Source organism: Phyllobacterium sp. GQ127 (assembly GCF_059758635.1).
This window is the reverse complement of record NZ_JCAXDZ010000009.1, coordinates 105,753-125,463: the sequence shown is the minus strand read 5'-3', so window position 1 is coordinate 125,463 and position 19,711 is coordinate 105,753. Positions and strand designations below refer to the sequence as shown.

Here is a 19,711-nt window from a genome sequence, read left to right as displayed (position 1 = left end):
TCTCAGCCTATAACGCCAAGCGCGTCCCGGACCATCTGTGCCGTCCTGCCAACATCATCGATAAAGCTGGCTACGGCCTTCTCGATGTCAGCGGCCTGTTGGTGCGTCGCGCGGACGAAGCGCAGCCTGCTGCCGATGCGGGCCTGGCCGAGCCGCCACAGATCGGCTTCGATGACACCGGCGATTTTCGGATATCCGCCGGCGGTATTGGCATCGGCCATCTGGATAATCGGCTCGCCGCCCGGCGGCACCTGCACCACTCCGGACACAATGCCATGCGAGCGCATTTCCACCGGTTTCGTCAACCGGATCGGTTCGCCGCTCAGGCGATAACCGGTGCGGTCACTTTGCGGGGAAATTTTCCAGATCTGCGACCAGAACCGTTCGGCATCGCCTCCGAATAGTTCGTGCTCGCCGGCGGCAATGGCCCGCACCTGCAGCACTCCGTCTTCATGCTCTGGAAAAACATGTGACAAAGCATGGACCGGATCGACAACGGCAAGACCAGAACCCGGCAGCTCCGGCGTTGCGTCAGCCTCACCAAAATCCAACCTGTCGCCGGCAGCCAACGAACGTCCGTCATTGCCTCCAAATGCACCTCTGAGCGATGTGCTTCGCGAGCCCATCACCACAGCGACATCGATTCCGCCGGCAAAGCAGATATAGGCGCGTGTTCCAAACCGGGGTTGGCCCAGTTCCAGAACCTGCCCCGCCTCGACGGAAAGGGCACACCACGGTCGAAGTGTGCGCCCGTCCAGCGCGGCTGCACAATCCGCACCGGTCACCACAAAAGCCGTTCTTTCCGAAAAACGCAGTTTGAACGGGTAGGTCTGCACCTCGATGACGGCACAACCGGTATCGTTGCCGAGCAGGCTGTTGCCCACTTTCATCGCCAGCGGATCCATCGCGCCGCTGGTCGTCACACCGACATTGCGGAAGCCTTGACGACCAAGGTCCTGTACCGTGTTGAACGGTCCTGTTTGAACAATCTCTATCATAGTTCTATGCTCGCAGGCACGAAGCGCACCGTATCGCCCGGTGCCATGACCGCCGGTGTGGCCGACATGGGGTCGAACATCTGCAATTCGGCAAAGCCGATCGAATTCCAGCCGTTGGGGCCAGTCAGTACGGCGACGCCGGTCTGCATGCCGCCAATGGTCACACAGCCCCGTGCCATGTTGAGCGAAGGCACAGTCTTGCGCGGCATGTAGATGCGCGGATCAAGCCCATGCAGGTAAGCAAAGCCTGGTGCGCTGCCTAGTGCGAAAACCCGATAGCTGCCCTCGTAATGGATACGCACGACCTCACGATCCGGCAAGCCGGAACGATCGCAGAGTGCCGCAAGGTCGGTGGCGTGTTCACCGCCATAGGTAACAGCGATCTCGATCGTCCTGCCGGCAAGATCGATGCTTTCCGCATGCTCCCAGGCCTCGAGCAGACGAACGGCCAGCGCCTCGGGATCCCCCGGCGTTGCCACAAGCACGACGAGAAGATTGGTCATGCCCGGCACGATTTCGGCAGTCTCGCTCCACAGTTCGACCGCCTTCGACAAGGCCCAGATGCGGCGTTGCGCAGCCAGATCGAATTCGCCCGTCGCTTCGAGAAGGAAGGCGCGGGAGCCGATCGGTGAAACGCGCGCGCCGTTGCGATCCAGCGCTGGCGTTTCCGCAGGCGGGGTGATTTTGACAAGCGAAGCACTCATTCCTGCGCCTCGACTTCTGCTATCGGATCGCCGAAACCGACGATCGTTCCCGGTTGAACGAGATGATGGCGCAGGCGCTTCGATGGGCCTGCCGTTACGGGCAACAGGATCGGGCCAACCTGCAGGAAACCGATCTCGTTCCTCGCAACCGGTGCACCGGGCGTACCTGTGCGGGAGAAATCCGACGGCCAGAATTTACCGGCCATCGGCGCCTTGACGGTCACCGGGGCATCTGCAACTTCTGTTCTGCGGAATTGAACCTGATGCCCCGAGATAATGGCCGAACCCGACAAACGGATCAGCAGGCTCTGATCCGGACGGGTCATTTCAATACCCTCGACACCGGCGGCTTCAAGGGCCGCAGTCAGCCGTTCAATGATGGCGGGATCGCTCAAATCCAGCTTGCTCATGCACTCCCCCGCATTTTCAGCCATTTTTCCAGATAGTGAATGTCGGTTTCGCCACGCTCGAATTCCGCGTCCTCGAACAGGTCGCGAAGCAGCGGAAGATTGCTGGCGATGCCTTCCAGCTTGAAGGACGCCAGGGCCCACCGTGTCCGCTGCATGGCGTCGGCTCGGTCGCAGCCATGTACAATCAGCTTGGCAATCAGCGAGTCGTAATAAGGAGAAACCTTGTAGCCGGCCTCTACATGAGTATCGACACGAACGCCCTCGCCTTGCGGCAATTCAAGCGCCGTGATGACGCCGGCAGACGGCATGAATGTCACCGGGTCCTCGGCATTGATGCGGCATTCGATAGCATGACCCTTGCAGGTCACATCAGGCTGGCTCATCGTCAACGGCTCGCCTTGCGCAACACGCAGCTGCTGCTGGACGATATCGACGCCACTGGTTTCCTCGGTCACCGGGTGTTCGACCTGAAGGCGGGTGTTCATCTCGATGAAATAGAAGGCACCTTCTTCATAAAGGAACTCGAACGTGCCGACGCCGCGATAACCGGTCCGCAGGCAAGCCTCGACACAGGCGGCTCCGACAGGGGCAATCAATGCATCGGAAATGCGGGGCGCCGGTGCTTCCTCGATGACTTTCTGGTGGCGTCGCTGCATGGAGCAATCACGATGGCCGAGCCAAACGCCATGACCCTGGCTGTCGCACAAAACCTGAATTTCGATATGACGCGGGTGCTGGAGGAATTTCTCCATGTACAGGGCCGGCGTTCCGAAAGCTTTGCGCGCTTCTTCGCGCGTCAGCGCCACCGCTTCCAGCAGTTCGGCCTCATCCAGCACGACGCGCATGCCACGCCCGCCGCCACCGCCGGCAGCCTTGACGATAACAGGATAACCGATCTCCGCCGCAGTCGTCCGGATAGCCTCCGGATCTGCCGGCAGCTCCCCGTCTGGCCCCGGTACACAAGGAACGCCAGCGGCAATCATGGCGCTCTTGGCCGCGATCTTGTCACCCATCGTCGCGATGGCACTGGCGTCTGGGCCGATGAACGTCAGACCCGCCTCTTCAACCGCAGCCGAAAACCGCGCGTTCTCTGACAGAAACCCGTAGCCGGGGTGAACTGCACCAGCTCCAGACAGACGGGCTGCGAGCAGGATTGCGTTCTGATTCAGATAGCTTTTCGATGCTGCAGCCGGACCGATGCAGAGCGACTGGTCCGCATGTCCGGCATAAGCGGAATCACGATCGGCCTCGGAACAAATGACGACCGTCCTGAGCCCCATCCCGCGGCAGGCGCGGATGACGCGCGATGCGACTTCGCCGCGATTGGCGATCAGAACCTTGTCGAAACGTTGTGATAACTGCATCACGAGATCTCCGCCAACATGTCACCAGACTCGACTTCAGCGCTATTGACGTGCGTTAGGCGCGTGATCCTTCCGGAGCGCGGTGCAGCAATCCTGTTGAATGCCTTCATCGCCTCGATGATAAAGAGCGTCTGGCCCTCGACGACGTCATCACCGACAGCAACAAACGGCGGATCACCAGGAGCCGGGGCCACATGCAACAGGCCGAAGATTGGAGCGGCCACAATAAAGCCCGAGTCAGATAGATCAGCTAGATGAAGCGACTCACCGGGCAGGCTTACATTCTCGCACGCGAGCAGAGGAGCTTCCTGGCGTCTATCGCGGAATATCCGGACGGTAGTGCCCTTCTCTCTGACGGTCAGCTCGGTGATATTGGACCTTCCGACAAAAGCTATCAATGTTTCTATCTTCGAAAGGTCCATTCGCCGGTCCATATATGTATTTGCGCGAGCGATATCAGGTAGCTCGCGCGATCCGCCATCACACATCGACGTGGTAACATAGGCCGTGGGTTGATGGGGTCAGACGAAGTTTGAATGGACCGGACAATCGTGTGGGAGGACCAGCCCAATGCTCTTGAACGTCAACGAACTTGCAGCGCCGGTCTGCTCATTAGATTTTTTTGGAGGAAAGCTTATCCATCGTTGCTCCGCGAGACTTACCAGTGGTGGTCATTCCTTAAGGCTTGCCCAATCGCCAGTGGCGATGATCCTCGCGCCTACTCTAACCAGATTTGAGAAACTCCATGCGAGGCTCCATGGAGAAACTCCGTCTATCCATTCATGCCTTTCATGACAGATCAGGAAGTCCAACAAAACGTGGTGGCTAAACACCGGCTACAAAGAGGATAGCGTCAGCAGTTCACGTGCGCATTCCGGCACGCCACGAGCAGCGACGGCGGGAGTTAGACCGCAGGCTATTGGTGCATTCGGCACTCTGATACGCGACCAGATCGAGGGGGCATTAGGTGATTTTTCACCCGGTGCCGCGGCCGTCCTGTCGATGCTCCATTTCAAGCCGGGACTGACGACAAGCGAACTCGCCATAGTCGTTGGCGTCAGCCAGCCGACCGCAGTGCGGTTGATTGATGGAAGCCGGCCACCTCGCGGCGAAAGCATTGCAGGCGCGCCGACTTGCCGTTCTCGATGGATTGCTGGGTGCGTTGCAACCGGACGAGCAGCAGCTCTTCGTGTCCCTGCTTGATGTAGTGCTGGCCGCTGCAACGACATCGCGCGCCTTCGCAAGAACGACGTGTCGGCTTTGCGAACATGATCTTTGTGGTGCCAATATTTGTCCGATTGGCCGTCGAGCAACCGAAATCGAGGCAGGAGAGAATAAACCTTGATTATTTCATACGAAGAACAATCACCCTCGATCGATCCGGATGCCTGGGTCGCGCAGGACGCGACGGTCTGCGGGGATGTTGTCATCGGTGCGGGCTGTATCGTGCTCGAAAAACGCGTTAATCCGGGCGACCGGCTGGATGAGTTGACGGAACAACAGATCGTTTCCGATTTGCGCAAGATCGCCGGTTCTGAGACGATCATCGCGATTACGCATCGCCTAGTCATCGTGACCTCTGAGGATTTCGCTTTGCAGTTGACCTCGGATCGCGAAAAAACCGAGATCGATTATCGGAGACAAGCAAGCAGTCTGAAATGTGAACACTTCTTACAAGGGCTTGACCAGAAAGAGGCAGGGATGGCCTTCGGCCCATAGCGTCTGGAATGTCTCGGCGGGCAAGAAATCATTGCTCCGATAAAATGCACGAGTCCCGTCGAAGTGAGGTTCGTCCCGATCTCGCGCGGCAAGTGTTTTAACAGTAAGAAGGCGGCATTTCTTGCGCAAAGCATAGGCTTCAGCAGCTTGCAACAATGCGCGCCCCGTTCCCTGGCCATGAAACTTCCTGCGCACAGCAATTACAAAAATCTCCATGGCTACAGGAGGATGGCTCTTAAGTGCAACGAAAGCTGCCATTTGCCCATTAACGGATGCTGCGAACATAGGCATGACTTTGACCGCCTCCGAACAGGCAATTATCCCTTCCGCGGCTTCGAACCATTCTGGCAGCTCGTTCATGATTTCTCTGCATAGACGGGTCTTGTCCCCGGCAAGTTGAACTTCATATATCATTTCATCTTTCCCCTCATGACGCTGAACTGACAGACACCGGCTGGAATTGGGCGGCGGGCTCTTCAGGTATATAGACGAAGACAACTCCGGAAATTTATCGAGCGAACTTCTAATGCTTGTCGCTGCAACCTGCATTGCCAATCCGCTTCTCGGATCAGCCAGTGATGAATCATTTCTAATAACTTGACTCGTTTTATCATGTTAAAATATAAATATCGGTAGATAGGGTATGATTGGAATTACTTGCAATCTTGAATTAAATTAAGCGAGAGTCGCTAACTTTGTTCCCACCCTGGAGAAGAAGGCAACAGTATACTTAAAATGGAAACAGGACAAAACCCCCACGATGGCAACGTTCTTGTCAGAACGCTCATTCAGTCCAAGCCGAAACTTGTAAAAATTGCAGAGAGAGTCCTGCGCTCCCATGCACAGTCAGAAGATATATTTCACGATGCCGTCGTCAAGGCATGCAGTGTGCAATCCAGCTGTATTCATTGTCCGGTCGGATATGCCTGCCGTATGGTCTACAATCTCGCCCTTGATGCTGCCCGTAAACAATCTCATGAAAAGCTCCATACGATACCGGCAGGAGGAATAGATTCTGTTCCCGCACGAGGCGTCAGCGCGCTTGATTGCATGCTGTCCGCAGAGGCTCTGGATGAAGTGCTCTACGCACTGGAAAATTTGCCAAAACGTACGCGGGACGCCTTTGTACGCCATCGTATTGATGGTGTTTCGCAAAAGGACATTGCCGAGGAACTGGGCGTATCGAGGACGCTGGTCAATTTCATGATCAAGGATGCACACCGAACCTGCCAGCAAATCTCAATGGCGGACGGCGTGACGCCGTCCATGAACAAGCAGTACCGCAAAAACCGGACCGCCGAGTAAAGTCGCGACAAGGCCCGTCGGCAATTGCCACGGGAAATAGATTGTCCGCCCGATAAAGTCGGCAGTCGCCATCAACAACGCCCCGAAGAGCGCCGAGCCGATCAAATGGTGCCATCCGCGGGCGAGCCCGAAACGCTGCGCAAGATGCGGTGCCATCAAACCCACAAAGCTTAAAGGCCCTACTATTAAAGTGGCGACGGCTGTCAGCAAAGCAGAAAAACCAAGGATTGCCGGCCGGAACCTGGCAATGTCAACGCCACGTGAGCGGGCTGATACATCACCGAGCGACAGCTGCTGTAGCGGACGAACGATCAATGCGGATACAATGACGCCGACGGCAGAGAAACCCAATGCTATCGAGGCTGCAGAACTGTCAATTCCATATGTTGAGCCTGCCATCCAGCTGATGAGCGACAGTGCTCGCGGATCGCCGGATGCAAGTACCGCGGAAATCAATGCCGTCAGAAACGCACCCAGAGACACGCCAAGAATAAGAAACTGATTGCCGGACTGCGCCTTGCGTCCGATGATAAAGAGGAGGACGAGCACCGCCACCGCACCGGAAAAACCGCCGACCAGCCTGTCGCCAAAGGACGGTTCAGCGACTGCGAACAACACACAAAGCAATCCAAAGGCCGTACCGGCGCTCACCCCCAAAACCTCCGGGCTTGCCATGGAGTTGCCCGTCAGACGCTGCAGCAAGCTTCCCGCCAGTGCCAGCATGATACCCGCGGAACTTGCCGCTACAAGCCGCGGCAAGCGCCACGGCAGCAGCGAATTGAGTGTCGCACCAGTTTGAGTTGCCCAGGATCCATCCACATCCCGCCCGACGAAAACTGCGACTAACGCGATCGTCACTAGTAGAATTGCGAGCGATGCGATCAGCCGTACGGGTCGCCGACCTGCAACAATAATTGCCGGGTCTTCAACGGGAGCCTGCAAGGTGCTACCGCGTCTCATCATTGCAATCAGCAACACCGGCACGCCAATCAGAGCCGTAATCGCACCGGTCGGCAGAGAATTGCCCGATTTTGCGGCATAAATTTGCAGCAATTGGTCGATGACAACCAGCAATGCCGCTCCAACAAGGGGCGCCAAAACGAGCTGGGTCTTGATCCGCCGGGCACCCATAGCGCGTGCGACTGCGGGGGCCGCAAGGCCGAGGAACCCGATGATGCCAACCGCGCTGACAGTGAAGGTAGTCAGGAGAATCGCGGCGAACAATGCCACGGCACGGACTGACTGCAGCTTAATGCCAAGATTTTGCGCTGCGTCACCCAATGTCAGTACATTTAACTGACGTATGAGGAGCAATGCCAACATGGAGCAGCCGAGTACTTTGGGGAGAAGTCCTGCAACTGGGCGCCAGTCATTCTGATTTAATGCCCCTCCACCCCAGATGAATAGGCCTGAGAGGTAATGATTTTTGGTTAGCGTGAACAGGGTTACGATAGCCGTGCAATACAAACCCAGAACCAATCCGATCAGGATCACCACAACGGGCTGGAATTTGAATCGCCAGGCGACCGCAAAGACGATGGCCGTGACAGAAAACCCGCCGAACGCTGCTGCCGTGTCACGGCTCCAGCCGAGAATTGCCGGGAACCATAGCATCACAATACCGAGCGCAAGCTGCGCACCTGCCTCCACACCCAGGGTTGAGGGAGACGCGAGCGGGTTGCGAAGAACATGCTGAAACAGCATACCCGACAATCCCAATGCAAAGCCGCAGATTCCCGATATGGCCAACCGTGGGAGCAGGCCGTAATATATGAGCACTGCCTGATTGTCACCCGGCAAGGGGGACGAGAACACGGCATTGAAGCCGATATCCCTGATCAGCGGCCCGAGATTGAACACGGTTGCGCCAAGTGCAACACACCACAATGCACCGAGCCAGAACCAAGAATTGGAGAACTGTTTTGTCATGTGCGGGTTTCGGTGAGGAGTCTGGCAAAACGTGTGATTGCGGGCAGCGTGCCGAACATAAGGACGCTCGCCATGCGTTGAGTACGCTGTTTTTTCACAAAAGGCATGCTCTGCCAGAGCGGACTGCCGTCCAGGGTTGCGAGCACATCCGGAGGAACCGGATCCATGTAAAAAAGCCGGCTGTCGCCGATACTGGCAAGATCGGCCATCCCGACGTCGTTAAAGCCCCATTCGTTGGTCCGTTCTGTCCAGCCGTTTCGCAAATCAAGGCGGTCGAACACATCCTGAAAAATACCGCCCGGCCCATAAATGCGGACATTCCGTGCATCTATGAAAGTGACGATCGCCAGTCTGCCCAAATGCCGTGTTGCAGCTTTCGCGGTGCGCAGTTGGTTCTCCGTACGCTCTATCAGCGCTTCGGCTTGCCCTTGGCGGTCAAGTATGCGGCCCAGTTCCAGTGTTGCATCGACAATGTGCGGATAGGGAGAAGAACCGAGCGCATGGATCGGAAATGATTTGACCGGGGCGATTTGTTCCAGTTGGGGCCTGACCCACGCGAGATAAGGGGTTGAGACGATCAAATCCGGTTTCAGCAGTTGCAACAGCTCCATACTAACTTCATGGGCTGATCCGATGTTTGCGGTGCTTGCCGGCAGTGGCGGTTCTACGGTCCAATCCGCCCATCCTGGCGTATCGATCAGGCCGACCGGAGGAACGCCAAGCTCGATGAGGGTCTGTGCCAGACCATAGTCCAGCGATACGACCCTTGGAGCAGATGCCCTGCCCTGTCCTGGCATAAACCAGGAAACAAGCGATGCTGATCCAGCTAAAAAATCACGTCTTCGGATGACAGTCATGGGCTCAGCTTGCAAAAAAATGATCGGGTCAGCGAGCAGCTATTCAAAACTTTGCTGAGAGCGTTGCCTTGATAACGCGGCCCTCTCCATAGATGCACATCGGGCTGCCGCCGCCGTCGTTGCTGCAGGTCGAATAATAGTCCTTGTCAAATATGTTGCTGGCTTTGAGCGACCCCTTCCAGCCGTTTTTTTCATAGCTGATCGCCGCATCGACAAGAGTGTAGTCCGCAACCTTGATACGGTTGGCATTGTCGCCGTAGGAGCTGCCGACATAGCGCACACCGGAGCCGATATTCAGCCCCTCGAACATGCCGGATTCAAAGCTGTACTTGGCCCAGAGAGCTGCTTGATGTTCCGGTACGATCGCTGGCCGTTTGCCAACCTCACCTCCAATATTGCTCGACGTTATCTCGGCATTAACATAAGTATAGCTGCCGGTCAGACTGATGCCATGGAACAGATCCGCTGTGGCCTCCACCTCGAATCCGCGATGGCGCACTTCTCCCGTCTGCACCTGATAGATCGCACCGTCCGGTGTGAGAACATTGGTCTTGGTGATTTCGAAGATTGATGCTGTCACCGATCCCGGGAAAAAGTCCGGTTCATATTTCACGCCTGCTTCATACTGCTTGCCTTCCGAGGGTTTGAATGATTGCTGACTGCGGCCTTTACCAAGGACCGGTACGAAGGATTCGGAATAGCTGACATAGGGTGTCAGGCCATTATCGAACAGATATCCAAGTCCAATTTTGCCGGAAAAGGCATTATCGGATTGTTCGGTGACGGTTTCGCTCAGATGGTCTTTGGTTTTGTTCTCCACCCATGACTGGCGGCCACCAAGTGTCAGCAACCATTGATCGTCGAGCTTCGTCTGGGTTTGAGCGTATAATCCAAACTGATCGATCGCTTGCTTGCGGTCAAGATAAACAGGCGGTGCAGGAACATCGATACCATAGACTGGATTGTTGATATCAAGACCAGGTCCGCTGGCAAACCCGTTGCGCCCATCGACGGTCTGACGGGTATAGTCCAGGCCCAGCAGCAAAGTGTTCTTTATGCGGGAACCTTCGTAATCATACTGGACGTTGTTATCGACGCTGAAGATCGTGGCTGTCTCATCGACGGTGAACGCCGTCCGGTTCATAGTATGTTCGTTGCTCATGGTAGAATAATAAAGATGCCTGTAGTCGGTATCCTGTTGCGAATAACGAAGCTTCTGCCGGATTGTCCATGCTTCGTTGAAGCTGTGTTCGAAGTCATAGCCAATCGAACCATGGTTGGCATCGAATCGGTCAAAATTCGGGTCGGAGGCAGTGAAGCTGCGCGAAAATCGTTTCAGATCAGGCCGAGTCGGATCGGCTATCGGCACGAAGGTATTGGGGGTAAGTTCATCCCATTGATAATTGGCGAGAATCGTCAGGGATGTATTCGCACTCGGGGACCAGGTAATGGCAGGCGCAATGAAAACACGGTTGTTTTTGGAAAAATCCTTCTCTTTTTCTCCGTCGCGGAACATTCCGGTCAGCCGATAGGTCCATATGCCTTCCTTGTCGAGCGGACCTCCCGCATCGATGCCAACCTCATAGGTGTTGAACGATCCATATCCGGCATAGGCGCTGTAAAGCGGATCGTCCGTTGGCCGTTTTGTCACGAGATTGACGAGACCGCCCGGCTCATTCTGGCCGTAGAGAACCGACGCCGGTCCCTTGAGGACTTCAACCCGTTCAAGCCCATAGGGTTCGGCCTTGAACCCGGAAAAATCGAGGGCTTTTTGCGGCAGCCCATCGCGAAAAACTGCATAGGGCCCGATATCAAATCCCCGGATCAAAAACTGGTCAAAGCGATCATCCACCCCCCAGGGCGATGCGGTCACACCGGCTGTATAGGCAATCGTATCCTCAACAGTGCCCGACATCCGGTCGTCCATCTGCTCACGCGTGATTACAGACACGGACTGTGGAATTTCGCGCAAGGGTGTATTGGTTTTCGTGCCGGTAGAGGTGTTCCTGGCGATATAACCCTGGTCGGGCCCGACAGGACTCACATCGCCATCAATCACGATGGTGTCCAGCTGAATACTGGACGCATCCTGGGCAAACGCAGCATTGACCGCCATCAATCCGGCAATCGATGTTGTCAACAGCCAATATGTACGGTGCTTATATCCTATTGAACCGTTCCCATTCCATACTGTCGCCCCGTATCCCTGCACAACCGTACCCCTCATAATACTTGGATCCTGCTGATAATTTTACATGAGTTTTAAAGTCATATTTAAAGTTGACTACATTCATCATATTATAAAAGTCAAGGTGCGATGAGGAAAATGCCAGCGTTTTTTCCAGCGTTCCGCAAATCCTTTGCAGCGGGGCCTAAAAGCTATAGCCGCGCGTTATGCAGTGCCTGCTGGATATCGCTCCAAATCCCTTCCGGTTCCTCTAGTCCCACTGCAAAACGGATGGTCTGAGGATTGACACCAAAGCGCACAAAGGATGTCATGCGGTCAGGAATTTGTAAGGCAGCCTTGGCTGGAACCACAAGCGTCTCCGGTCCGCCCCAGCTGACGCCGAGCCTGATATGGCGCAGGGCATTGACGAACCGCGCAACGTCGATGTCCGGATTGAGGTCGAATGCAAACAGACCGGAAAAACCGGTCAGCGTTTTCTTGCCCGGATGATCAGATAAAGCTGGATGACGGACAAGCGCAATGTCAGGATGCTGTTGAAGATGCTTGGCGAGCACGAGCCCGTTATGCATATGTTCCTTCAGCCGCACCTTCAATGTCCGCATACCGCGCAGGAGCAGCCAGGCTTCGAAGGGTGAGAGCTTTGCGCCGACATAGGGGTAGGTCGAGCTGTTGATCCTGGCAATCAGATCACGCGAACCGACGACGACGCCAGCAACGGTATCGCTGTGTCCGCCAAGATATTTTGATGCTGCATGGATGACAATATCGACGCCATGCTGAATGGGTTTCTGGAACAGTGGCGTCGCCCAGGAGTTGTCGATGACGGTCGTCACTCCATATTCCTTCGCCAAGGCTGTCAGAGCTTCAATGTCCTGCAGTTCGAAAACCATTGATGTCGGGTTTTCCAGATAGAGCAGCTTCGCGCCCGGCAGCGCAGCACGTACTTCGTCATGGTTGGACGGATCGACGAAGTCCACTGTGACACCAAAACGGGCAAGAAGTTTGACGAACAGCCGGTAAATATCGTTGTAGAGATGTTGCACCGCGACGACCCGATCGCCAGTTTCGACAAGGCTTAGGATCGTAGCTGTAATAGCTGCCGTACCACTCGAGAAACCCCGCCCGTCCTCGGCACCTTCCAGCCGGGCGGTCAGCAGTTCGAACTCCCGTACCGTAGGATTATCGCCGCGCGAATAGATATAGTTGCGGGACCGGCCGGCAAAGACATCTTCCATGGCTTCATAGGTGTCATAGGTAAACAGGGAAGTCTGGAATATCGGCGGTGACACCGCGTTGAAAGCTGCTGTATCGACCGGCGTGAATAGATCGTCCGGCATTCCGGGATTGAAATCTTGCGGTGGCATGGCTTTGTTCATGAGACCCTCTCAGACACGGTGCTGTTGAAACTGGTGATCGGATTGGATGACGATTGGTCACGGAGCTGACAAAGGATCGTGACGAGGATGCCCACGGACATGAGCGCAGTTAGAGCCGGCGCAAGAAAAAGGCTGGCCAGGACGCCGTCGAATTCAAACCGGTTTGGCAAGATAAAGAGAAGCGGCAGCAGAAAATAGCCGTTCTGCGCAACGCTGATGAATCCCGCCAGACGCGCCCGGCCCTGCGCTTGCAGCAGTACCAGCAGGATCTGCCTAGCACCGAAGAAAACAAACGGAATGTGCGTGAGAACGAGCGTTTGCGCGGCAATATCTGCGATCTCGACGTCATTCGTGAAAATCGCGGCGACAGGATAGCGCAGCAATATGGCAGCAAGACCGTATATAAAAGCAAATGCGGACGTGAGAACGAGCAGCGTTCCAGACGCCCCGAGCAGGCGCCGTGAATTGTTGGCGCCCCAAGCGAAACTCAGTACCGCCTGCCCACCCAGGGAAAGGCCGACAATCGGCAGCATGCCGAGGTTAAGGACGCGCATTGCAATGCCCACCCCGGCAATCCCGTCGTCCCCGCGATAGAATCCGGCGAAAGTGAAGAGTACAGCTAAGCTGATACTGCTCAACATGCTTGTGAGCGTTACCGGCAATCCGATGAGCAGGACCGGTTTGAGAACATCAGTGCGAAAGGCCATGAACCGCGCTGCTACATGCAAGGTGCCTATCCGCCTGCGGAAGTAGATGAAATAGGCACCGAGAGCTGCAATCTGCGAGATGATGGTTGTGATTGCTGCACCCGCCAGCCCGAAATCGAACCAGAAGATCATGATCGGATCGAGTGCGATGTTGAGGGCGAAACAGCTCATTAGCGTCCACATGCTGAAGCGCGTGTTGCCCTCTGAAATGGCGATAAAATCCGAAAGTATCTGCAGCATGGTCAGCGTGACCGAAAAGGCGACGATCGCAAGATAGTGTTCGGCCAATGGCAAGATGGCTTCGCTGGCGCCAAAGAGGATAAGCAACTCACGCTTGAAGAGGAGAATTGCAACCGTCAGCACGAGCCCAAGCGGTATCGCCAGCATGACGAGCGTTGACGCCGCGATGCTGGCACGCTGCGGATCACCAGCACCGAGGGCCCGGCCGACGGCCGTGGCGACACCAACGCCGAGCCCCTCGCCAATCGCGCCGACCATCATCAGGATTGGCAGGACAACGGTGATCGCCGCGATCTCATGACTTCCGATCATGCCGACAAAGACCATATTGATCGTGTGATGCACGGCGTTGATCGACAGGCCTGCTACCGCAGGCATGCCAAGCCGGAAAATCAGACGCGTCAGTGCCGGATCGTTCAGATCATCCGGTGCAAAATATGCCCGCTTTGGCTTGGCCGTCATGCTGCGGGAATCCATAAACGATCGTCAAAGAAACGCTCCCGCGTCAACATCACCAGCAATGCCCGTTTATGCGGGAAGTCAAAGTGCTTGACCTTGGCAAATCCCGAGCGGTCGAGATTGCGGATCTGTTGCTCATGGCTGGCGCGCGGCTCGCCGACAATGCGCTGCGTGCGCGGATCATCGAGAAAGATGAAATGCATCAGCGATGGCAGCCAGGCAGTAATCCACTGTTTGCCTCGATAGGCCGGCTCGCCAATGGCGACATGCCAGCCACGATCATAATCCTGCGCGTCATAATAGGACCCGAGGCGGTTCTCCTTGGCCCAGTAGACCTCGAAATAACCGAATGGCACACCATCGAAACAGCCGATCAGCGCGAGCATGTGCGGATCAATCAGGCGCTCCTCGAGAATAGCCGCGTGCTTCTGCCTGTCGCCGCCATCCTCCCAGATCACATTGACCTGTTCGTCGTTCATCCAGCGATGGAAATGCTCGAGATCGGCCACAGGGTCGGCGATCCGAAAAGACAGGCTCTGGTCGAGCCATGGAATATACCGATCATAGACAATGCCCGACGGCTTTCGCGGCCGCTTCGGATGATATTGTCCGTTGCTCAAGACATGCACCTGCGGATTTGGATAAGCCGGCTTTGCAACCCATGGTGCTGGCCATTGCCAGAACGCTCGCGGATCAACCGTCAAGCGATCTCCATCGAATGAACCAGGCGCAAATTCCAGCTCCGGGACATTTTCAATCTCAACGATACGAGCCTCACGCGACTGGGTTGACAGAAATTCGACAGCGGAGGAGAGAACCGGGACAGCGTCCTCTGGTGCGATATCCGGCAAACCCAATTTCAAACCGACCGGTGCGGTTGTCACCGAGAGAGTGTAGGTGCCACTTGCGGTTGAAACCTGCAATTGCTCCGGCGCCAGCAACATACCTGTTTTCAGGAACCGAGATCGGGCAGGAAACGGTTCAACACGCGCCTCCTTTGCAAAATTGGATATGATAGTCATGGCATACTCCGCAGCACCAGCGCTACAATCGTTCAAATGGTTTTGTAAAAGAGACGCGGTGAGCGGTTTCTGATTTAGGCCAATGTTTGAAAATTTTTTCTCCCTTTTCGCTTAAATCTAATGCAGGCATGTTCGTCTCTTGATCATGTTTGTCTTGTTCAGGGAGCCTGCATGATGTCCGCAGCAAAAATAATGCCAGAGAGCTGGAGTATCGTTCGCGACCGGGAAGATCGCTATTCCGTCTGGCCCGATGGCAAGACACTGCCTGTCGGCTGGGACAGGGAACCGTTCCGTGGAACCCGCGATGAATGTCTGCACAAGATCAAGGAAATCTGGGTTGATCCCCGGCCACTTGGCCTGCGGCAGGCGATGGCCTGAGCACTCAACCTCTATCCAGATATCAGACGGGTGAAGACATGAACAAGCTATTTGCACCGGACACGAAAAACAACCTAATGGCGGTGAACAGTCCAAGCCACGCCAACTCCGACAGCTTTCCTCTCACCCTGGCACAAAGGCGCATCTGGTCACTCGAGCAGATCGGCAATAACACGGTTTTTCCGCCCCAGATTCTGTCTTTGCATTGGAACATAACTGTCTCTCTCGACCAGATGCAGCAGGCATTGGCCAAACTGGCCGAACGCCACAGCGCCTTGCGGATGCGCTTTCGCCGTTTCGCAGGCGGGCGCATCGAGCAATTCTCTGTCGTAGGCGACGTGCCTCCGATAGAAACCCTTGGCAGTGACAGCAATCCCCTCCCCGCAGCAGAGGCAGAAGCAGAGCGTAACGGTTTTCTGTCTCGTCCCTTCGACCTGCTTGACGGCGTTTCTTCCCGCTGTCAGCTGATAGTATCGAAAGGCGCACTCATATCCGCAATCGCCTTGCACCCTATCGTTTGCGACGAAGGTGCACTGGCGATCCTGCAAAGAGACTTGATTGCCCTTGTTGAGGGCGAAGCGCTCGTTCCTGCCAGTGATGATGATCTGAAGCATGGCCTTCGCGAAGAAGAATGGCTGGAGACAGCAGACTTCACGTCGGCTCTTGCCCATTGGCATGGACTGATGGGCGAAGAGTATAATGCAACGACTTTGCCAACGCGTTTCAACGCCAGTGGCTATGCGAGCGCCCGGCGCCGCCGCTTCCCCTTCCAGCTGGATGCAGCACTGTGGAACAACATCTGCGTTTATGCGAAGCACCACGGTGTGAAGGCAGATGTAGTCCTGGCGGCAGCCTTCACGGTCTTGCTTGGTCGCTATAGTGGCACCCATGGGCTGCAGTACGGCGTCCTGCTGACCGACTGCTACGGCGAAGATGACTGCCGGCAAACTCTTTGCCGCACCGAGCAAATTCTGCCGCTGAAGCTTGAACTTACCTCCAGCATGCACATGCACAACGTTTGCCACGCAGTGACCTCTGCTATCACAACAGGCACACAGCACCTCATTCCTTACGAACGGCTTGTGCAAGAAATCCAGACGCATGAGGAACGCGAACAGGATGCAATCGTCAAATCCCTGTTCGAATTTCGTGAGCCTCGTGCCCAATCGGCTCTCCTTTCAGGGCTATTCTCTGGTCTCGCACCCCGTTCCGATGCCGAACTTGCGCTTGTGGTTTCTCCCAATCTGTCCGGCGGGCTGGATGGGCTTTTCGACTATGCCGAGGATATCTATGAACCGGCACTGATTGAACGCGCGGCTACCCACTTCGGCCGTATTTTGTGGCAATCTGTAATCGGAAGAGGCGTCCGCATTCGGGATATCGAACTCCTCACCGAGGACGAGCTCGACATCCTCTCCGCTCCCTACGAGGATGATGGTGTCAATGATGACCGGCCTGTGCATGAACATATCGCCGTCCATGCGGCGCGGACACCGGACAAGACCGCCATCATCTTTGCTGACGAGGTCTGGAGCCATGCGAGGCTTGATAAAAGCGCCAACAGGCTTGCACACCGGCTGATTAAACTTGGTGTCGGCGCGGATGTAAGTGTCGCCATTGCTGTAAAGCGATCGCCTGAAGCTATTGTCGGCATCCTCGCAACACTGAAGGCAGGCGGTGCCTACATTCCCGTCGAACCTGATCATCCAACAAAGCGCAATCACCACATCCTGCGGGATGGCGGTGTAAAGGTAATTCTGACTAACAGCTGGCTGCTTGAACGTATTCCGGAAGGGCTCGATGCCATCATTCTGGAGCTGGACAAACAGGACCTGAGCAACGAACCCGACACAGCCCCTGATGTGCAGGTTCACAAGGACCAGCTCGCCTATATTATGTATACGTCCGGTTCGACCGGGCTTCCAAAGGGAGTGGCCGTCGAACACGGTCCCTTGACCCATCACATGCAGAACACCTCTCGCGTCTACGGTATGAGTGAAGTGTCGCGCGAACTGCCGTTTTTGCCCTTCAGTTCCGATGGCGGGCACGAACGCTGGATGAACCCACTCATGGAAGGCGGCAGTATCATCCTTCCCGACCAGCCATTCTGGACGCCGGAAGAATCGCTGACGGCCATGCGCAGGCATGGGGCGAACAATGCCAGCATTCCCACCACCTATCTGCAGCAACTGGCTGAATGGGCTGATCTTACCGACAGTGCGCCGCCGATGCGGCTTTATTCGTTCGGCGGTGAAGGTCTTGCCCAGCAGACTTTCGATCTTTTGTCCAAAGCGTTGAAGTCTGAGTGGCTGATTAATGGCTATGGGCCCACCGAAACCATCATGACGCCGATGGTCTGGAAAGTGCGAGCTGGTCAGAAATTCGAAGGGACTTACGCGCCGATCGGTCGCGCGGTTGGCAATCGCCGCGTCTATGTGCTTGATCCTGATTTGAACCCCTGCCCTGTCGGAGTGACAGGTGAACTCTATATCGCCGGCGAAGGCATGGCCCGCGGTTATATCGGCAAGCCTGACATTACCGCCGACCGTTTCATTCCCGACCCGTTTTCAAAAGAAGGTGGACGCCTTTACCGTTCCGGCGATCTCACTCGCTGGCGCGAGGATGGCACTGTGGAATTTGTCGGCCGCGTCGACCATCAGGTGAAACTGCGAGGCTATCGCATCGAGCTCGGCGAGATCGAAGCTGCACTGCTGCAACAGGATGGGGTTGGCGAAGCACTCGTTGTTCTGCGTGACGATGAAGCCACCAAACAGAAGATGCTCGTCGCCTATGTCGTGCCAAAACAGGGAAGGGAACTGGAGATCGCCGATATTCATTCGGCGCTCGAGCGTGCTTTGCCCGCCTATATGGTTCCCTCAGCGATCGTTGCGCTCGTGAGCATGCCGATCAATCCGAACAGCAAGCTCGATCGCTTCGCACTCCCTGCGCCGACACCCCTCAAGCGAACGATCCTCGAGCCACAGGACGCGGTGGAGGCGGAAGTTCTCGATATCTGGCAACAGATCCTGAATGTCAGTCCAATCAGCGTCGAGGACAATTTCTTTGCCATTGGCGGCAATTCGCTTGGCGCTATCCGGATTCTTTCCGCATTACGTCAGCGCAAGCCGCAGAACCGCACGACAATTGCCGATCTCTTCAACAATCCGACAATTCGCTCCTTCGCCAAAATCATCGAGGCTGGCAACGAACAGGCGGGAAGTGAGGTGATCGTGCTGCGCGCCTCGGGCACGAAGCCCATGCTCTATTGCTTCCCCGGATTGCTTGTCAGCACGCGCGAATATGTCAAGCTGGTTGACTATCTCGGAGCTGACCAGCCGGCGACCGGCTTCATCTGTTACTCGCTCTCCGAACAAAAGCGGATCGGCGCCTCCGTCGATGAGATCATCGAGAGCTATGTTGATTACATCCGGAACCACAGCAAAGGCCAGCCCTGCTATTTCCTCGGCTGGTCCTGGGGCGGATTGCTTGCCTATGAGGCGGCGCGCAGGCTAGGCGACGAGATCGATCTGCGTCTGATCACCATGGTCGACGTTTGTGACCTTGGAACTGAATTCGCCATTGGCTCAACGCCTCGATTCAAGCCCGGAGAACGCGATCAGCTGCACGGGATGGTACAGGAATGGCTGGCGCGAACCGCGATGCGCGGGGAATGGGACCGGCTGCTGGGTGTCATGGACGCGGATACCTATAACCAGTTCCTGCGCTTTGTCGGCGACGAAAAGGATGAACTCCCGACAGATGGTCCCGATATCAGCAGTCGCGAACACACGTTCTGGATCCTGATCGACAACGCCCTGATCTTCCGGCGTCATCAACTGCAGCCTCACAATGTACCCATCCATTCCTGGGCGGCCGACGACAGTCTGAACCGGGGTCTCAACCTCATCGACTGGCGCCGCTATTCCCCTCGAGCCACCCCTGCGGAAATCATCTCCGGTACCAACCATCTGCACGTGATCGGCTCCCAGGCGTTTCACAGCCGGCTGGCACACCGGCTGAATGAAGTTCTTTGATCAACGCGTCACCGAAAGGAA

The 19,711-nt window shown here is 56.0% G+C and carries 17 protein-coding genes; 5 read left to right on the top strand and 12 right to left on the bottom strand.

All coding sequences use genetic code 11. The features are described from left to right. Nucleotides 1-2: 2 nt before the first annotated feature. From AC6CHM_RS22995 to AC6CHM_RS22975, 5 genes are read right to left on the bottom strand one after another with little or no spacing between them, the layout of a single operon-like run. Nucleotides 3-998, bottom strand: a complete 996-nt coding sequence (locus AC6CHM_RS22995; RefSeq protein WP_498175258.1) for a 5-oxoprolinase subunit C family protein — start codon at nucleotides 996-998, stop codon at nucleotides 3-5. Beyond that, nucleotides 995-1,702, bottom strand: coding sequence for a 5-oxoprolinase subunit PxpB (pxpB, locus tag AC6CHM_RS22990; RefSeq protein ID WP_498175256.1), 708 nt, complete (start codon nucleotides 1,700-1,702; stop codon nucleotides 995-997). Before pxpB ends, AC6CHM_RS22995 begins: the two co-directional genes overlap by 4 nt. Continuing rightward, on the bottom strand, nucleotides 1,699-2,112 hold the full coding sequence (locus tag AC6CHM_RS22985) for an acetyl-CoA carboxylase (RefSeq protein ID WP_498175254.1): 414 nt from the start codon (nucleotides 2,110-2,112) through the stop codon (nucleotides 1,699-1,701). The genes pxpB and AC6CHM_RS22985 overlap by 4 nt, the downstream gene beginning before the upstream one ends. Further along, nucleotides 2,109-3,476, bottom strand: a complete 1,368-nt coding sequence (locus AC6CHM_RS22980) for an acetyl-CoA carboxylase biotin carboxylase subunit (RefSeq protein ID WP_498175251.1) — start codon at nucleotides 3,474-3,476, stop codon at nucleotides 2,109-2,111. The genes AC6CHM_RS22985 and AC6CHM_RS22980 overlap by 4 nt, the downstream gene beginning before the upstream one ends. Then, a complete protein-coding gene (locus AC6CHM_RS22975; protein WP_498175249.1) occupies nucleotides 3,476-3,898 on the bottom strand; it encodes an acetyl-CoA carboxylase biotin carboxyl carrier protein in 423 nt (140 codons plus the stop codon). Before AC6CHM_RS22975 ends, AC6CHM_RS22980 begins: the two co-directional genes overlap by 1 nt. A 665-nt stretch (nucleotides 3,899-4,563) precedes the next feature. Between AC6CHM_RS22975 and AC6CHM_RS22970 the strand changes: the two genes are divergently transcribed. Beyond that, nucleotides 4,564-4,821: a hypothetical protein gene (locus tag AC6CHM_RS22970; protein ID WP_498175247.1), complete on the top strand. Its 258-nt coding sequence runs from the start codon at nucleotides 4,564-4,566 to the stop codon at nucleotides 4,819-4,821. Then, entirely contained in the window at nucleotides 4,818-5,195 is a 378-nt protein-coding gene (locus AC6CHM_RS22965) for a hypothetical protein (RefSeq protein WP_498175245.1), read from the top strand. Before AC6CHM_RS22970 ends, AC6CHM_RS22965 begins: the two co-directional genes overlap by 4 nt. On the opposite strand, the gene AC6CHM_RS22960 is transcribed toward AC6CHM_RS22965, so the two are convergent. Continuing rightward, nucleotides 5,148-5,609, bottom strand: a complete 462-nt coding sequence (locus AC6CHM_RS22960; protein WP_498175243.1) for a GNAT family N-acetyltransferase — start codon at nucleotides 5,607-5,609, stop codon at nucleotides 5,148-5,150. The genes AC6CHM_RS22965 and AC6CHM_RS22960 overlap by 48 nt on opposite strands. 321 nt (nucleotides 5,610-5,930) lie before the next feature. On the opposite strand from AC6CHM_RS22960, the gene AC6CHM_RS22955 reads away from it, so the two are divergent. Further along, the gene (locus AC6CHM_RS22955; RefSeq protein ID WP_498175241.1) at nucleotides 5,931-6,500 is read left to right on the top strand and encodes a sigma-70 family RNA polymerase sigma factor; all 570 of its coding nucleotides are present in this window, start codon (nucleotides 5,931-5,933) and stop codon (nucleotides 6,498-6,500) included. On the opposite strand, the gene fhuB is transcribed toward AC6CHM_RS22955, so the two are convergent. From fhuB to AC6CHM_RS22925, 6 genes are all read right to left on the bottom strand, one after another. After that, nucleotides 6,435-8,429 carry a Fe(3+)-hydroxamate ABC transporter permease FhuB gene (gene fhuB, locus AC6CHM_RS22950; protein ID WP_498175239.1) on the bottom strand — a complete coding sequence of 665 codons (1,995 nt, stop codon included), beginning with the start codon at nucleotides 8,427-8,429 and terminating at the stop codon, nucleotides 6,435-6,437. The two genes, AC6CHM_RS22955 and fhuB, sit on opposite strands and share 66 nt — an antisense overlap. Continuing rightward, nucleotides 8,426-9,286, bottom strand: coding sequence for an ABC transporter substrate-binding protein (locus AC6CHM_RS22945; protein WP_498175237.1), 861 nt, complete (start codon nucleotides 9,284-9,286; stop codon nucleotides 8,426-8,428). Before AC6CHM_RS22945 ends, fhuB begins: the two co-directional genes overlap by 4 nt. Nucleotides 9,287-9,329: 43 nt before the next feature. Further along, on the bottom strand, nucleotides 9,330-11,513 hold the full coding sequence (locus AC6CHM_RS22940) for a TonB-dependent siderophore receptor (protein WP_498175234.1): 2,184 nt from the start codon (nucleotides 11,511-11,513) through the stop codon (nucleotides 9,330-9,332). A 152-nt stretch (nucleotides 11,514-11,665) separates the two neighbouring features. Next, nucleotides 11,666-12,850: a PLP-dependent transferase gene (locus AC6CHM_RS22935; RefSeq protein ID WP_498175232.1), complete on the bottom strand. Its 1,185-nt coding sequence runs from the start codon at nucleotides 12,848-12,850 to the stop codon at nucleotides 11,666-11,668. Continuing rightward, entirely contained in the window at nucleotides 12,847-14,259 is a 1,413-nt protein-coding gene (locus AC6CHM_RS22930) for an MATE family efflux transporter (RefSeq protein ID WP_498175230.1), read from the bottom strand. The genes AC6CHM_RS22935 and AC6CHM_RS22930 overlap by 4 nt, the downstream gene beginning before the upstream one ends. Continuing rightward, nucleotides 14,256-15,278 carry a GNAT family N-acetyltransferase gene (locus tag AC6CHM_RS22925; RefSeq protein ID WP_498175228.1) on the bottom strand — a complete coding sequence of 341 codons (1,023 nt, stop codon included), beginning with the start codon at nucleotides 15,276-15,278 and terminating at the stop codon, nucleotides 14,256-14,258. Before AC6CHM_RS22925 ends, AC6CHM_RS22930 begins: the two co-directional genes overlap by 4 nt. Nucleotides 15,279-15,449: 171 nt before the next feature. Here AC6CHM_RS22925 and AC6CHM_RS22920 point away from each other — a divergent pair, with 171 nt between their 5' ends. Together AC6CHM_RS22920 and AC6CHM_RS22915 are read left to right on the top strand one after the other, a co-directional pair. Continuing rightward, nucleotides 15,450-15,656, top strand: a complete 207-nt coding sequence (locus AC6CHM_RS22920; RefSeq protein WP_498175226.1) for an MbtH family NRPS accessory protein — start codon at nucleotides 15,450-15,452, stop codon at nucleotides 15,654-15,656. A gap of 77 nt (nucleotides 15,657-15,733) precedes the next feature. After that, nucleotides 15,734-19,690: a non-ribosomal peptide synthetase gene (locus AC6CHM_RS22915; RefSeq protein WP_498175338.1), complete on the top strand. Its 3,957-nt coding sequence runs from the start codon at nucleotides 15,734-15,736 to the stop codon at nucleotides 19,688-19,690. Nucleotides 19,691-19,711: the final 21 nt, after the last annotated feature.